Source organism: Streptomyces sp. NBC_00306 (assembly GCF_036169555.1).
GTDB lineage: Bacteria > Actinomycetota > Actinomycetes > Streptomycetales > Streptomycetaceae > Streptomyces > Streptomyces achmelvichensis.
Genome location: NZ_CP108032.1, coordinates 1249407 through 1263645, shown reverse-complemented (window position 1 = coordinate 1263645; position 14239 = coordinate 1249407). Strand labels below are relative to the sequence as shown.

Annotated in this window: 14 protein-coding genes and 1 riboswitch; of the genes, 12 read left to right on the top strand and 2 right to left on the bottom strand. The window is 71.8% G+C overall.

Features of this window, described 5'->3' with window-relative positions; all coding sequences use genetic code 11:
* Nucleotides 1-3 precede the first annotated feature (3 nt).
* The gene (locus OHA05_RS05585) at nucleotides 4-1287 is read left to right on the top strand and encodes an alginate lyase family protein (RefSeq protein WP_328859981.1); all 1284 of its coding nucleotides are present in this window, start codon (nucleotides 4-6) and stop codon (nucleotides 1285-1287) included.
* Between the two features lie 73 nt (nucleotides 1288-1360).
* Here OHA05_RS05585 and OHA05_RS05580 read toward each other — a convergent pair whose 3' ends face one another.
* Entirely contained in the window at nucleotides 1361-2575 is a 1215-nt protein-coding gene (locus tag OHA05_RS05580) for an MFS transporter (protein ID WP_313947507.1), read from the bottom strand.
* Between the two features lie 91 nt (nucleotides 2576-2666).
* Here OHA05_RS05580 and OHA05_RS05575 point away from each other — a divergent pair, with 91 nt between their 5' ends.
* Nucleotides 2667-3836 carry an ROK family transcriptional regulator gene (locus tag OHA05_RS05575; RefSeq protein ID WP_313947508.1) on the top strand — a complete coding sequence of 390 codons (1170 nt, stop codon included), beginning with the start codon at nucleotides 2667-2669 and terminating at the stop codon, nucleotides 3834-3836.
* Nucleotides 3837-4365: 529 nt separating this feature from the next.
* On the opposite strand, the gene OHA05_RS05570 is transcribed toward OHA05_RS05575, so the two are convergent.
* Nucleotides 4366-5115, bottom strand: coding sequence for an SDR family oxidoreductase (locus tag OHA05_RS05570; RefSeq protein ID WP_328859980.1), 750 nt, complete (start codon nucleotides 5113-5115; stop codon nucleotides 4366-4368).
* Between the two features lie 365 nt (nucleotides 5116-5480).
* A riboswitch (FMN riboswitch) is annotated at nucleotides 5481-5611 on the top strand.
* 153 nt (nucleotides 5612-5764) lie between these two features.
* Between OHA05_RS05570 and ribD the strand changes: the two genes are divergently transcribed.
* From ribD to OHA05_RS05520, 10 genes are all read left to right on the top strand, one after another.
* Nucleotides 5765-6838, top strand: coding sequence for a bifunctional diaminohydroxyphosphoribosylaminopyrimidine deaminase/5-amino-6-(5-phosphoribosylamino)uracil reductase RibD (ribD, locus tag OHA05_RS05565; protein ID WP_328859979.1), 1074 nt, complete (start codon nucleotides 5765-5767; stop codon nucleotides 6836-6838).
* A gap of 2 nt (nucleotides 6839-6840) precedes the next feature.
* Complete coding sequence (locus OHA05_RS05560; RefSeq protein ID WP_313947511.1) at nucleotides 6841-7449, top strand: riboflavin synthase; 609 nt, start codon at nucleotides 6841-6843, stop codon at nucleotides 7447-7449.
* Entirely contained in the window at nucleotides 7446-8099 is a 654-nt protein-coding gene (locus OHA05_RS05555; RefSeq protein ID WP_328859978.1) for a nicotinamide mononucleotide transporter family protein, read from the top strand. The genes OHA05_RS05560 and OHA05_RS05555 overlap by 4 nt, the downstream gene beginning before the upstream one ends.
* Nucleotides 8096-9385, top strand: coding sequence for a bifunctional 3,4-dihydroxy-2-butanone-4-phosphate synthase/GTP cyclohydrolase II (locus OHA05_RS05550; protein WP_313947513.1), 1290 nt, complete (start codon nucleotides 8096-8098; stop codon nucleotides 9383-9385). Before OHA05_RS05555 ends, OHA05_RS05550 begins: the two co-directional genes overlap by 4 nt.
* A 24-nt stretch (nucleotides 9386-9409) precedes the next feature.
* A complete protein-coding gene (ribH, locus tag OHA05_RS05545; protein ID WP_313947514.1) occupies nucleotides 9410-9895 on the top strand; it encodes a 6,7-dimethyl-8-ribityllumazine synthase in 486 nt (161 codons plus the stop codon).
* Nucleotides 9896-9966: 71 nt separating this feature from the next.
* Nucleotides 9967-10239, top strand: a complete 273-nt coding sequence (locus OHA05_RS05540; RefSeq protein ID WP_142215995.1) for a phosphoribosyl-ATP diphosphatase — start codon at nucleotides 9967-9969, stop codon at nucleotides 10237-10239.
* Nucleotides 10240-10289: 50 nt separating this feature from the next.
* Complete coding sequence (gene hisG, locus OHA05_RS05535; RefSeq protein WP_313947515.1) at nucleotides 10290-11138, top strand: ATP phosphoribosyltransferase; 849 nt, start codon at nucleotides 10290-10292, stop codon at nucleotides 11136-11138.
* A 14-nt stretch (nucleotides 11139-11152) separates the two neighbouring features.
* Entirely contained in the window at nucleotides 11153-11608 is a 456-nt protein-coding gene (locus OHA05_RS05530; RefSeq protein WP_328859977.1) for a PH domain-containing protein, read from the top strand.
* Between the two features lie 202 nt (nucleotides 11609-11810).
* Nucleotides 11811-13151: a hemolysin family protein gene (locus tag OHA05_RS05525; protein WP_313947518.1), complete on the top strand. Its 1341-nt coding sequence runs from the start codon at nucleotides 11811-11813 to the stop codon at nucleotides 13149-13151.
* A complete protein-coding gene (locus OHA05_RS05520) occupies nucleotides 13148-14239 on the top strand; it encodes a hemolysin family protein (protein ID WP_313947519.1) in 1092 nt (363 codons plus the stop codon). The genes OHA05_RS05525 and OHA05_RS05520 overlap by 4 nt, the downstream gene beginning before the upstream one ends.

Below are 14239 nucleotides of genomic sequence, written 5' to 3'. Positions count from 1 at the left end.
TTGATGACCGGAAGACCCCGACGCCGCTGGGCAGTTGTGCTCACCGCCCTCGCCGGCTGCGTCGCCGTCCTCGTACCGACCGCGTCCTCCCAGGCCGCCACCACCGGCTCCCACCAGGTGCCGAGGACGGCGGTCATCGACGGCAAGAGGCTGGAGGAGGCCAGAAAGCGGCTGGAGCGCGGTGATCCGGCCCTGCGCCGGGCCGCCAGGGATCTGACCGTCCGCGCGGACGGCTGGCTCGGGCAGGGGCCCTGGACCGTGGTGGACAAGCCCAAGCCCGCCCCGAGCGGCGATGTCCACGACTATCTGAGCCAGGCGCCCTACTGGTGGCCCTCGCAGCCCAAGATCCCCGAGAATCCGTGGGGTTGCCCCTACGTCCAGCGGGACGGGGAACGCAATCCCGAGGTCGACACCGGCACCGACCGCCCCGACATCGGCAAGGTCGTCAACTCCACCACCACGCTCAGCCTCGCCTGGTACTACACCGGCGAGAGGAAGTACGCCGAGCACGCCTCGAAGATCCTGCGCACCTGGTTCGTGGACCCGGCCACCCGGATGAACCCCCATCTGAACCATGGGCAGTTCATCCCCTGCAAGTACGACGGCCGGGCGATCGGCATCATCGACTTCTCGCAGATGTACACCAGCGTGCTGGACGCCATCGCGATCCTCGACACCGGAGCTCCCGGCTGGTCCGGCACGGACCGCTCCGGCATGCGCGCCTGGAACACCGCGTTCCTGGGCTGGCTGGTCAACAGCCCGTTCGGCAAGGAGGAGGCGGCGGCCAAGAACAACCACGGCACCTTCCACGACATGCAGGTCGCCGCTCTCGCCGTCGCGACGGGGGACAAGGCGCTCGCCCGCAGGACCGTCCTCGACGCGCGCGCCAAGCGCATCGATCCGCAGATAGCCGCCGACGGGAGCCAGCCGCAGGAGCTCGCCCGCACCCGCAGCTGGCACTACTCGACCTTCGACCTGGTCGCGTACACCCGCCTCGCGGACATCGGCGAGAAGGTCGGCGTCGACCTGTGGGCCTACCGAGGACCGCAGGGGCAGAGCCTGTTCAAGGCCGTCGACTATCTGCTGCCCGCGGCGACCGGCGCGTCCCCGTGGCCGCATCCGGAGCTCGAGTTCTACCGGTACGCGGCGACCGACGTCGTGCACGCGGCGGCCGACGCGGGTGACCGCCGGGCCAAGGCGGCCGTCCCCCGGCTCCAGGCACCTCCCGGCGGAGATCTCTGGGCGCTGCGGCCCGCTGCCGAACAGCTCGACTCGATCGCCGGCTGACCGAGGCCGGGAAGCGGAAGGACCCGGCGCGCGCGGAGCCCGCCGGGCGCCATGAACGGCTCAGGGCCGGGCCTCAGGTCCGGGGCTCGGATACGGCCCGGTCCTGAGTCCCCGCCTTGGCCTGCTCCCGCCCGGCCGACCGCAGCACACCGGCCCCCAGGGTCAGTCCGAACGCCAGGGCCGTCACCAGGGAGAAGGAGACCACCAGGCTGGTGGCGTCGGCGACCGCGCCGATCGCCGAGGGTGCGATCAGGCCTGAGGTGTAGGTGATGGTCGCGACGCCCGCGATGGCCTGGCTGGGATTCGGGCCGCTGCGTCCGGCCGCCGCGAAGGCGAGCGGGACGACGACGGCGACACCCAGTCCGATGAATCCGAAGCCGGTCATCGTCAGCGCCGGATGCGGTGCGAGGACGACGGTGAGCCCGCCCGCCGTCGCGAGGACTCCGCCCCAGCGCACCGTGCGCACGGGGCCGAAACGGTCCACGATCCGGTCGCCGGCGAGCCGGGCGACCGCCATCGTCAGGGCGAAGGCCGTGGTCGAGGCGGCCGCGAGACCCGGTGACGTGTCCATCACGTCCCGCAGATAGACCGCCGACCAGTCCAGGCTCGCGCCCTCCGCGAAGACCGCGCAGAAGCCGATCGCCCCGATGACGACCGCTGATGTGGGCGGCAGGGCGAAGCGCGGCGGGGGCTCCTCGTCGGGCGCGCTGCGCAGATCCAGTACGCCCTGGCAGGCGATCAGTCCGAGCGCGGTCAGGGTCAGCGCCGCCAGGGCGTGATGCAGGCGGGCGTCGCTGCCCAGATGGGCCGCGAGGGTGCCGCCGGCGGATCCGATCAGAGCGCCCGCGCTCCACATGCCGTGCAGTCCGGACATGATCGAGCGGTCGAGCCGGTTCTCGATCTCCACGCCGAGGGCGTTCATCGCCACGTCGGACATGCCCGCCGTCGCACCGAACACGAAAAGCGCCGCGCACAGACCGAGCAGGTTGGGTGCCAGAGCCGGGAGTGTCAGGGCGAGCGTCCACAGGGCGAGCAGTCCGCGCAGCGCGTTGCGCGCACCGAAGCGGTGGCTGACCGCGCCGGCGAGGGGCATCGCGACGGACGCGCCGAGGGCGGGGAAGGCGAGGGCCAGGCCCAGCTGACCCGCGCTGACCGCGGCATGGTCCTGGATCCAGGGGATCCGGGTGGCGAAGCTGCCGGTGACCGCGCCGTGCACACAGAAGACCGCGGCGACGGCGAACCGAGCCCGCCGCAACTGCCGCTGCCCGTAGGCCGCTTCCTCCGCCATGATTCTGCTCCTCCCCGCGGTTGGTTCGCGTAAACTATCAGGAACCCTGCCTGATAAATAGTGGCCGGATCAGATCTGGAAGGATCCAGGCATGCCCGCATCCCCCAGTACCGCCCGGGCCATCAACGACCGGGTGGCCCTTCAACTGCTCCAGCGCGAGGGCCCGTTGACGGCAGGGCAGCTCAAGGCCATGACCGGTCTGTCCCGGCCGACCGTCGCCGACCTGGTGGAACGGCTCCAGGGCTCCGGCCTGATCCAGGTCGTCGGAGAGTCGGGGGAGCAGCGGCGCGGGCCCAATGCCCGGGTGTACGGGATCGTCGCCGACCGCGCGCACCTCGCCGCCCTCGACGTCCGTACCCAAGGGGTGACCCTCGTCGTCGCCGATCTGCTGGGTGTCACCCTCGCCGAGGCGTCCCTGCCCATCGGCGACGACACCGGTACCGAGCCCGCCGTCGAGCGGGCGGTCGCCCTCCTGGAACGGACCGTGCGCGAGGCCGGCGCGGCCCGGCTGCACAGCGTCGGCATCGGGGCGCCCGGCCTCATCGACCCGATGAGCGGCGAACTGCGCGACACCTCCGGGCTGCCCGCCTGGCACCGCCGCCTGGTCTCCGCGCTCCAGGAGCGGCTGCCGGCCCGAGTCGTGGTGGAGAACGAGACCAATCTCGCCGCGCTCGCCGAACAGCGGGCCGGCGCCGCGCGCGACCGCGACACCTTTGTCTACCTGTGGCTCGGGCACGGCGTCGGCGCCGCGCTCTTCCTGGACGGCAGGCTCCGCCGCGGAGCGTCGGGCGGCGCGGGCGAGATCGGCTTCCTCCCGGTGCCGGGCACGGCCGGGCTGCCGTCGGCGAACGACTGCGACGGCGGCTTCCACTCGCTGGCGGGCTCCGCCGCGATCTGTGAACTCGCCGGGAAGTACGGCATCGAGGCCGCTCCGGCGCCCGGTCCGGCGGCGGCCGCGCTGGTCGCCGAGGCGGTGGCCTCGGGCCACGCCGGTTTCCTCGACACACTGGCCCACCGCCTCTCGCTCGGCGCGGCCGCGGTGGCCTCGGTCCTCGACCCGGGCTGCGTCGTCCTGGGCGGCGAGGTCGGCCGGGCGGGCGGTGAGGAGCTCGCCGCCAGGGTCGAGGCCAAGCTGGCGGCGCTGACTCCGCTGCCGACCCAGGTGCGTGCGGGTGATCTCGGCGGCGACGCGGTGCTGCACGGTGCGCTGCTGACGGCCCGGGAGGCGGCCCAGGATGAGCTGTTCGCACCGGGGGCGTGAGCTCGCAGGTGCGGGGTGCGGGGTGCGGGGTGCGAGGGCGCGGGTGGCGGGCCGCGGGCCGGCGGTTCCGGTTGCTCGGCACGGAGGCGCGGGCCCGGCGGTACCAAGGTGCTCCTTGCGAAGGCGAGGGCTCGGGGTACCGGGGGCTGTCGCAACCCCGCGGTGCCTGCGTATTCGGCGGGTGAGGCGAGGGCCTGGCGATGCGGGGGCATTCGGCGCAGTCCCTGCGGTGCCTGCGCGTTCGGCGTGCGAGGCGAGAGCCCGGCGATACCCGGTGCTGCCGCAACCCTGCGGTGCCTGCCCGTTCAGCGTGCGCGTCGCCGGTCGGCGGACCGGGGTGCTGAGCACGAGGATGCGTTCCCGGCGGACCGGGGTGCTGAGCGCGAGGATGCGTTCCCGGTCTTACCGGGGTGCTCGACGCCCGGTGCTCAGCGCAGCCCCGCGGTACGGGGACGCTCGGCGCGAGGAAGCAAGCCCGGCGGCACCGGGGCGCTCAGCGCGAAACGCGCGCCCGGCGGTGCCAGGGCGCTCAGTTCTTCCGTCGCGCCAGGAACTCCTCGAACGTGACCCGCCCCACGGCCCGTTCCGGTGCCAGATGGCCGCCCGCGCGGAAGCCCGCGTACGCCTTGCCCACGAGCCGTACCGGCATGATTCCGCGGCGGCGCCCGGTCGCCCGGAGGTAGCTGCGCGCCAGGTCGGCAAGCGGCCGGATCTGCGGGCCGCCCATGTCGGCGACCCGGCCGGCAGGTGGTCCGAGGGCCAACTCGGCCAGCCGGTCGGCCACTTCACCCGCGTCGACCGGCTGGACGCGCACACCCGACGGCAGCGGCAGTACCGGAAGCCTGGACGCGCCGGCCAGCAGGCGCAGCACCAGCTCGTGGAACTGGGTCGTGCGCAGCACCGTCCACCCCGGGCCGCCGGACGCGCCCGACTGTTCGATCAGTCGCTCGGTCTCGCGCTTCACCCCGTAGTAGCCGAGCGGAACCCGGTCCACGCCGACGATGGAGATGTGGACCAGATGTCCGACACCGGCCCGCCGGGCGGCCTCGGCCAGCATGGCGGCCGACCGGTCGTCGCCTCCGCGCGGGCTCGTCGCGCAGTGGACGATCGCGTCGACTCCCTCGACGGCCGCGTCCAGGCCCGTACCGTCACGCAGATCCACGGCGTACGGGTGCGCATGGCGGCTGAGGACGCGGACCTCGTGCCCGTCGCGGCGCAGACGCGCGCTCACCAGAGTGCCCAGAGTTCCCGTGCCGCCCGTCACCAGGATCGAGGTCATGGCGCCCACCCTGCCAGGTCCGGCAGAAGCCCGACGGCGGCAAGGGCCGGGACTCCGCCGCCGGGCAGTCCACACCCCGCGCGCATGCCGAGGTGCGCCAGAGACTAAAAGGACTAGACCAGTCCGTCAATAGGTCTGAACCAATCGTGGCCCGCGGGGTGTTCGCCTCACGGCCGGCCGTGCGCTCACACCCGCGGGGTGTTCGCCTCACGGCCGGCCGTGCGCTCACACCCGCGGGGTGTTCGTCTCACGGCCGGCCGTGCGCTCGCCCTCTTGTGCGGCATGTCTAGACTTGTGAGTCAGCACACATCTGTTCACTCGCATGGCCCACGCCCAGGCGTGGCAGAATTGCCCTGTATCAGCAGCAGCGCACTCCGGGGTCGGTGAAATTCCGAACCGGCGGTTACAGTCCGCGACCCGTCCGCATCCAGCGGACGGTTGACCAGGTGAAATTCCTGGACCGACGGTTAAAGTCCGGATGGGAGGCAGTGCGCGGCGGGCGGCCCTACGCGGCATGCCGGCCGTAGTGGCTGGTTGTTTCACGACAACCGGCGTGCTCGGCCCAGGCGCAGCCGTACGGTGACGTCCCGCTTCTCTGTCGTTCGTCGACAGGCCCCGGAGTCCGTGCCCGAAGAGGCAGGAGGACCCGGTGGCCACCGCAGCCGACATCACCGCCATGCGCCGAGCGATCACGCTCGCCGCCCGCGGACTCGGCTCCACCAGCCCCAACCCGGTCGTCGGGTGTGTCATCACCGATGCATCCGGCCGGATCGTCGGCGAGGGCTACCACCAGCGCGCCGGCGGCCCGCACGCCGAGGTCCACGCCCTGCGCGACGCGGGCGACCGGGCCCGTGGGGGCACCGCGTACGTCACCCTCGAACCCTGCAACCACACCGGTCGCACCGGCCCCTGTTCGCAGGCACTCGTCGACGCCGGGATCGGCCGCGTCGTCTACGCCGTCGCCGACCCCAACCCGCAGGCCACCGGCGGCGGTGACACCCTGCGCGCCGCCGGCATCCCGGCGGAGGCCGGCCTGCTGGCCGAGGAGGCCGCGGCGGGCAACACCGCCTGGCTCACCGCCATACGCCGCGGCCGCCCCTTCGTCCGGTGGAAGTACGCCGCCACCCTGGACGGCCGTATCGCCGCCGCCGACGGCACCAGCCGCTGGATCACCTCGCCCGAGGCCCGCGCCGACGTCCACCGGCTGCGCGCCGAGGCCGACGCGGTCGTGGTCGGCTCCGGCACCGCCCGCGCGGACGACCCGCACCTCGCGGTCCGCGGGATCGAGGGCGCCACCCAGCCCCTGCGCGTCGTTCTCGACACCGAGGCCACCGTGGTGAAGCCCGGCGCCCGGGTCCTCGACGACGCCGCGCCCACCCTGGTCGCGGTCGCCGACGACGCGACCACCGATCTCCCCGATGTCGTACGACTGCCGAGGGCCGGGCGCGGGCTGTCCGTGCCGGCCCTGCTGACGGCCCTCCACGAACGCGGCGTCCGTTCCGTACTGCTCGAAGGCGGGCCCACCCTCGCGGGCGCCTTCGTCGCCGAAGGAGCGGTCGACCAAGTCGTCGGCTATCTCGCCCCCGTCCTCCTCGGTGCGGGCCCCGCGGCCCTCGCCGACGCCGGAATCTCCACTCTCCCCGAGGCGTTGCGCCTCGACGTGACGGAAGCCGTCCGTATCGGCCCCGATCTGCGTATCACTGCCACACCGAAGGAGCGCTGAGCGTGTTCACCGGAATCGTCGAAGAACTGGGTGAGGTCACCGCCGTCGAGAACCTCGGCGACTCCTCGCGTTTCCGACTGCGCGGACCCGTCGTCACCGACGGCGCCAAGCACGGCGACTCGATCGCCGTCAACGGCGTCTGCCTCACCGTGGTCGACACCGCCGACGGCGAGTTCACGGCCGACGTCATGGCCGAGACACTCGACCGCTCCAGCCTCGGCGCGCTCCAGGCCGGTTCCCGCGTCAACCTCGAACGGCCCATGGCCGTCGGCGGGCGGCTCGGCGGGCACATCGTCCAGGGACATGTCGACAACGTCGGCACGGTCCTGGAGCGCAAGCCCTCCGAGAACTGGGAGATCGTCAAGATCTCGCTCCCCGCCGACCTCACGCGCTACGTCGTCGAGAAGGGCTCCATCACGGTCGACGGCGTCAGCCTCACCGTCGTCGACGCCGGACCCGACTACTTCACGATCAGCCTCATTCCCACCACCCTCGCGCTGACCACGCTCGGCATCAAGCAGAGCGGCGACCCGGTCAACCTCGAGGTCGACGTCATCGCCAAGTACGTCGAGCGGCTGCTCGGCGCCGGTACCGAGGAGACAGCCCGGTGAGCGCTCTGTCCTGGCTCAACGCCGAGGCCTTCACGGCCTTCGACCAGCACATCCTGTGGTCGGACATGATCGGGAACTGCGTCGGGCTGCTCGCGCTCGCGCTCGGCTGGCGGCGCTCCATCTGGACCTGGCCGGCCCAGTTCGCCTCCGGTGTCATCCTCGTCGCGGCGTACGCCTCCGCCCAGCTCAGCGGCGGAGTCGGCAAGCAGCTCCTCGTCATCGGCGTGGCGCTGTGGGGCTGGCAGCAGTGGCGCCGCGGCCGGCAGCAGGCCCAGGACGGGTCCATCGCCGTCCGGTTCGCCACCTGGAAGGAGCGCGGCCTCCTCGCGGGCGGTGCCCTCGTCGGCACACTCGCCGTGGGCGGGCTGTTCACCCTCTACCCGTCGCTGTCGTGGAGCCCGTGGGCCGACGCGTACATCTTCGTCGGCACGCTCGTCGCGATGGTCGCCCAGGCCCGTGGGCTGGTCGAGTTCTGGTTCGCCTGGCTGCTCGTCGACCTCGTCGGCGTCCCGCTGGCCTTCAACAGCGGCCTGGCCTTCTCCGGCCTGGTCTACGTGGTCTACTTCGCGCTCGTCCTGTGGGGCATGCGCGACTGGTGGCTGCGCTCCCGTGGGAGCGTCAAGCCCGCTCTGGAAGGAGCAGCAGCATGACGGCACAGCCCACCTGGTACTCCACCGACAACGTCGAGGACTTCGCCCTCGACCCGGTGGAGCAGGCCATCCGTGACATCGCCGCCGGACGCCCCGTCGTGGTGGTCGACGACGAGGACCGCGAGAACGAGGGAGACCTCGTCATCGCCGCCGAGAAGGCCACCCCCGAGATCGTCGCCTTCATGATGAGCGAGTGCCGCGGCCTGATCTGCGCGCCGATGGAGAGCGACGAACTGGAGCGGCTGGAGCTGCCCCAGATGGTGGAGCACAACACCGAGTCCATGCAGACGGCGTTCACCGTCTCCGTCGACGCGAGCTCCGCCCACGGCGTCACCACCGGTATCTCGGCCGCCGACCGCGCCACCACGCTCCAGCTGCTGGCCGGCGGCCGGGCCGAAGCCTCCGACTTCGTGCGCCCCGGCCATGTCTTCCCGCTGCGGGCCAAGTCCGGCGGCGTCCTGGTCCGCAACGGTCACACCGAGGCCGCCGTCGACCTCGCCCGGCTCGCCGGTCTGCGCCCCGCCGGGGCGATCGTCGAGATCGCCGGCGAGGACGGGGTGATGCTGCGGCTGCCCGAGCTGATCCCGTTCGCCCGCAAGCACGGTCTGACGATCATCTCCATCGAGGACCTGATCGCCTACCGGCGCTCCGCCGAGCCGACGGTCAAGCGCGAGGCCGCGGTCAACCTGCCCACCTCCTTCGGGCAGTTCACCGCCTACGGCTACCGCTCCACTGTCGACGGCATCGAGCACGTCGCGCTCGTCCACGGCGACATCGGCGACGGCGAGGACGTCCTCGTGCGCGTCCACTCCGAGTGCCTGACCGGCGACATCTTCCACTCGCTGCGCTGCGACTGCGGCCCCCAGCTCCAGGAGTCCATGGAGCACATCACCAAGAACGGCCGGGGCGTCGTCGTCTATCTCCGCGGCCACGAGGGCCGCGGCATCGGCCTGCTGTCCAAGCTGCGGGCGTACGAACTCCAGGAGCGCGGCCGCGACACGCTCGACGCCAACCTCGAACTGGGGCTGCCCGCGGACGCCCGCGACTACGCTGCCGGCGCCCAGATCCTCGAGGACCTCGGTGTCCGCAGCCTGCGGCTGATGACCAACAATCCCGACAAGATCAGCGCGCTGGTCCGGCACGGTCTCACCGTGCACGGCCGCGAGCCCATGCCCGTCCACGCGGGTGAGCACAACCTCCGGTATCTGCGCACCAAGCGGGACCGGATGGGACACGACCTGCCCCGGCTCGACGCCACCGGCGCGTCCGCCTGCGGCAACCAGTAAAGCCAGTAAGCGTCAAGGAGAGACATGAGCGGCAAGGGTGCACCCGAACTGTCCGTACGCAACTGCGGCGACCTGCGGGTCGCGGTGATCGCGGCGCAGTGGCACGAGAAGGTGATGGACGGGCTGGTCGACGGCGCTCTGCGCGCACTGCACGAGCTGGGCATCGACGAGCCGACACTGCTGCGCGTCCCCGGCAGCTTCGAGCTTCCCGTGGTCGCCAAGGTGCTGGCCGGCCGCGGCTACGACGCGATCGTCGCGCTCGGCGTCGTCATCCGCGGTGGTACACCGCACTTCGAGTATGTGTGCCAGGGCGTCACCCAGGGCCTCACCCAGGTGTCGATCGACACCGGTGTCCCGATCGGATTCGGCGTACTGACCTGTGACAACGAGGAGCAGGCGCTGGACCGGGCCGGGATCGAGGGCTCGCACGAGGACAAGGGGCACGAGGCCGTGACCGCCGCCGTGGCCACCGCGGCCACGCTGCGGACCGTCAGCGAACCCTGGCGCTGAGCGTCCGGCCGGCACCCGTCGGCCGAGGCGCTGCGTGTCCGCCTTTCCGCACCCCTTACTCTGAGACCATCATGGCGAACAAAACCTTCGAAGAGCTCTTCGCCGAGCTGCAGCTCAAGGCGAAGAACGGCGACCCGGCCACCTCCCGTACTGCCGAACTGGTGGACAAGGGTGTGCATGCCATCGGCAAGAAGGTCGTCGAGGAAGCCGCCGAGGTGTGGATGGCCGCCGAGTACGAGGGCAAGGAAGCCGCCGCCGAGGAGATCTCGCAGCTGCTGTACCACGTCCAGGTGATGATGGTCGCGCGCGGGATCTCGCTCGACGACGTCTACGCCCACCTCTGAGCACACCCGTCAACGCAGAACACTCCCTACGCACGAAGGAAGCCCGACTCATGCTGCGCATCGCCGTCCCCAACAAGGGTTCACTGTCCGGACCTGCGTCGGCGATGCTCCATGAGGCCGGCTACCAGCAGCGCAAGGAGTCCAAGGAGCTCGTGCTCGTCGACCCCGAGAACGAGGTCGAGTTCTTCTATCTGCGGCCGCGCGACATCGCGATCTATGTGAGCTCCGGCCGGCTCGACATCGGCATCACGGGCCGCGACCTGCTGCTGGACTCCGGCGCCAGCGCCGAGGAGATCCTCCAGCTCGGTTTCGCCCGCTCCACCTTCCGCTACGCCACCAAGCCCGGCACCGCGTCCGGGGTCGGCGAGTTCGGCGGCATGACGGTCGCCACCTCCTACGAGGGCATCGTCGCCAAGCACCTCGCCGAGCACGGCATCGACGCCTCCGTCGTCCACCTCGACGGAGCGGTCGAGACGGCGATCGAGCTCGGTGTGGCCCAGGTCATCGCCGACGTCGTGGAGACCGGGACCTCGCTGCGCAACGCGGGCCTCGAAGTCATCGGCGAGCCGATCATGACCTCCGAGGCGGTCGTCATCCGGCGCACCGGCGCGGAGACCGACGACCCGAAGGTGCAGCAGTTCCTGCGCCGCCTCCAGGGCGTCCTGGTCGCGCGGAGCTACGTGATGATGGACTACGACTGCCGGGTCGAGCACCTGGAGCAGGCCGTGGCCCTCACCCCGGGCCTCGAGTCCCCGACCATCTCGCCGCTGCACCACGAGGGCTGGGTCGCCGTGCGCTCCATGGTCGCCGCCAAGGAGGCGCAGCGGATCATGGACGATCTCTACGACCTCGGCGCCCGCGCCATCCTCACCACCGCCATTCACGCCTGCCGGCTCTGAGGATGCCCGACACCATGCCCGCTTCCGCGCCCGAAGTCCCCGCGCTGCCGGTCACGTTCCGGCCCACACGCACCCGATTGGTCCTGCTGACCGTGGGCGCGGCGATGTTCGTCGTCATCACCGCCGTCGCCCTGCTGCTGGAGAACCTCAGCGCGGGGGAGCGGAGCAGCTTCGTCTTCACCGCGGTGCTCTTCCTCGGTGTCCTGACATTGCTGAGCCGGCCCAAGGTCGTCGCCGACACGAGCGGGGTCACTGTCGTCAACATCACCCGCACCAGGCGGCTGGAGTGGGCGGAGATCCTGCGTGTCAACCTCCGTCCGGGTGACCCCTGGGTCTTCCTCGATCTGAGTGACGGAACCAGCCTGCCTGTACTGGGCATCCAGCCCGGAATCGCCAAGCAGCACGCGATCCGTGACGCCCGCGCACTGCGGGCGCTGTCGGAGTCCCGCGGCAGCTCGGACGCTCACTGAGCGTTTCGAGCGGCGATGCCCCTGCCGCGTCCGCGGCTTGCTTGTCTACTCTGGTGACGGCGGCGCCGAGCGCGCCCCGTCCCGCCCACCCCCGGCCGTCCGCGGCCCGCGGGACTCTCCACCGACCCGAGGAGTGACTCCCTCCAGCAATGGACGGATCGTCCGGTAGTACCTGCGCCGCCCCCTCCCAGGAGGCGGCGGCATGATCATCCCCTTGTCGCTGCTCACCGCAGCCTTCCTTCTGATCCTCGCCAACGGCTTCTTCGTCGCGGCGGAGTTCGGTCTCGTCACCGTCGACCGGCCCGACGCCGAACGGGCCGCCGCCGAGGGCGACCGCCGGGCCGGCAACGTCGTCCGGGCGCTGCGCGAGCTGTCCTTCCAGCTGTCCGGCACCCAGCTCGGCATCACCATCACCTCGCTCGTCGTCGGCATGCTCGCCGAACCGGCGCTCGCCCAGCTGCTCCACGGGCCGCTGACGGCCACCGGGCTGCCCGCGGGGGCCGTCTCCGGGGCCGCGGTGGTGATCGGCATGCTGCTCGCGTCCGCCGTCCAGATGGTGATCGGCGAGCTGGTCCCCAAGAACTGGGCCGTGTCCCGGCCGCTCCAGGTCGCGCGGTTCGTCGCAGGCCCGCAGCACCTGTTCTCGACCCTCTTCCGCCCGGTCATCACCCTGCTCAACTCGGCCGCCAACCGTCTCGTACGACTGTTCGGTGTCGAGCCGGCCGACGAGCTGGCGTCCGCGCGCACCCCCGGCGAGCTGATGTCCCTGGCCCGCCACTCGGCTCTGGCCGGCGCGCTGGAGCAGGACACCGCGGACCTGTTCGTCCGCACGCTCTCGCTCGGCCATCTCACGGCGCAGCATGTGATGACGCCGCGGGTGAAGATGAGCGCGCTCCAGACCGACGCCACCGCTGCCGACGTCCTCAACCTCACCCGGGCGACCGGGCTTTCACGCTTCCCCGTCTACCGCGAGCGCATCGACGAGATCGTCGGCATGGTGCACTTGAAGGACGCCCTCGCCGTCCCCGCCGACCAGCGCACGCGCATCCCCGTCGACCAGGTCGCCGTCGCGCCGCTGCTGGTCCCCGAGACCCTGCCCGTCCAGCAGCTGCTGGAGCGGCTGCGCAGCGAGCAGCCGATCGCGGTGGTGGTCGACGAGTACGGCGGCACCGCCGGGGTCGTGACCCTGGAGGACATCGTCGAGGAGCTCGTCGGCGAGGTCCGCGACGAGCACGACGCCGAGGCCGACGCCCAGCCCGAACTCGCGCCGGTGGCAGCCGAGGACGGACGGCCGGCCTGGGAGGCGGACGGCAGCTGCCGGGTGCTCACCCTGCGCCGCATAGGCCTCGATGTGCCCGACGGTCCGTACGAGACCGTGGCCGGACTCGTCGCCGATCTGCTGGGCCGCATCCCCGCCCCCGGGGACCGCGCGGAACTCCCCGGCTGGCGGCTCTCCGTGCGCCAGGTGGAGCGCTACCGCGCCGAGCGGGTGCGCCTCGTGCGCACCGCCGATGTCCCGGTGCTCACGGAGGCAGCGCGATGAGCGTTCTCCAACTGGCCTTCGCCGGACTGCTGGTCCTGGCGAACGGGTTCTTCGTCGGGGCCGAGTTCGCGCTCGTGTCCGTCCGCCGCAGCCAGGTCGAACCCCTCGCGGCGGAGGGCTCGGCCCGGGCCCGGCAGGTGCTGCACGGACTGGAGAATCTGCCGCAGATGATGGCGGCCGCACAGTTCGGCATCACCATCTGCTCGCTGACCCTCGGCGCGGTCGCCGAGCCGACCGTCGCGCATCTGCTGGAGCCGGTCTTCCACGCGGCACACGTTCCCGAGGGCCTGATCCATCCGCTCGGCTTCGTGATCGCGCTCGCCGTGGTCGTCTTCCTGCATCTCGTCATCGGCGAGATGGTGCCGAAGAACCTCGCCATGGCCGCACCGGAGAAGACCGCGCTCTGGCTCAGCCCGGGCCTCGTCGCCTTCGCCCGGCTGTGCCGTCCGGTCACCGCGGCACTCGGCGCCTGTGCCCGGCTGGTGCTGCGTGCCTTCCGGGTCGAGCCGAGGGACGAGGTGGAGTCCGTCTTCACCAGCGACCAGCTGGGCCAGCTGGTCGAGGACTCGGGGCAGGCCGGGCTGCTGGAGCCGGCCGAGCAGGAGCGGCTCGAGGACGCCCTGGAACTGGGCTCCCGCCCGGTGAGCGACGTCCTGATCACCCGCGCGGCCCTCGTGACGGTCCCGCCGTCGGTCACCCCGCGCCGGATCGAGGAACTGACCGTCCGCACCGGTTACTCCCGCTTTCCCGTGAGCGCCGAGGGGCCGGGGCCGTACATGGGCTATCTCCATGTGAAGGACGTCCTCGACCTGGAGGACCGCGAACGGGCCGTGCCCCAGCACATCTGGCGGCCCATGGCGACGCTGCGGGCCGAACTGCCGCTGGACGACGCCCTCACCGTGATGCGCCGGGCCGCCACCCATCTGGCGCAGGTCGCGGACGCGTCGGGACAGGTACTGGGCCTGGTCGCGCTGGAGGACGTGCTGGAGATGCTGGTCGGCGAGGTCCGTGACCCGTCCCACCGGATCACCGTGCCGTCCACGCCCCGGACCACGCCCCCGGCCCGGGACACGGCGCTGGTGGGCTGA

Bases quoted from the DNA above. Each gene is read 5' to 3' on its own strand.
- OHA05_RS05585 (WP_328859981.1), top strand. From the start codon at position 4: ATGACCGGAAGACCCCGACGCCGCTGGGCAGTTGTGCTCACCGCCCTC.
- OHA05_RS05580 (WP_313947507.1), bottom strand. From the start codon at position 2,575: ATGGCGGAGGAAGCGGCCTACGGGCAGCGGCAGTTGCGGCGGGCTCGG.
- OHA05_RS05575 (WP_313947508.1), top strand. From the start codon at position 2,667: ATGCCCGCATCCCCCAGTACCGCCCGGGCCATCAACGACCGGGTGGCC.
- OHA05_RS05570 (WP_328859980.1), bottom strand. From the start codon at position 5,115: ATGACCTCGATCCTGGTGACGGGCGGCACGGGAACTCTGGGCACTCTG.
- OHA05_RS05550 (WP_313947513.1), top strand. From the start codon at position 8,096: ATGACGGCACAGCCCACCTGGTACTCCACCGACAACGTCGAGGACTTC.
- ribH (WP_313947514.1), top strand. From the start codon at position 9,410: ATGAGCGGCAAGGGTGCACCCGAACTGTCCGTACGCAACTGCGGCGAC.
- OHA05_RS05540 (WP_142215995.1), top strand. From the start codon at position 9,967: ATGGCGAACAAAACCTTCGAAGAGCTCTTCGCCGAGCTGCAGCTCAAG.
- hisG (WP_313947515.1), top strand. From the start codon at position 10,290: ATGCTGCGCATCGCCGTCCCCAACAAGGGTTCACTGTCCGGACCTGCG.
- OHA05_RS05530 (WP_328859977.1), top strand. From the start codon at position 11,153: ATGCCCGCTTCCGCGCCCGAAGTCCCCGCGCTGCCGGTCACGTTCCGG.
- OHA05_RS05525 (WP_313947518.1), top strand. From the start codon at position 11,811: ATGATCATCCCCTTGTCGCTGCTCACCGCAGCCTTCCTTCTGATCCTC.
- OHA05_RS05520 (WP_313947519.1), top strand. From the start codon at position 13,148: ATGAGCGTTCTCCAACTGGCCTTCGCCGGACTGCTGGTCCTGGCGAAC.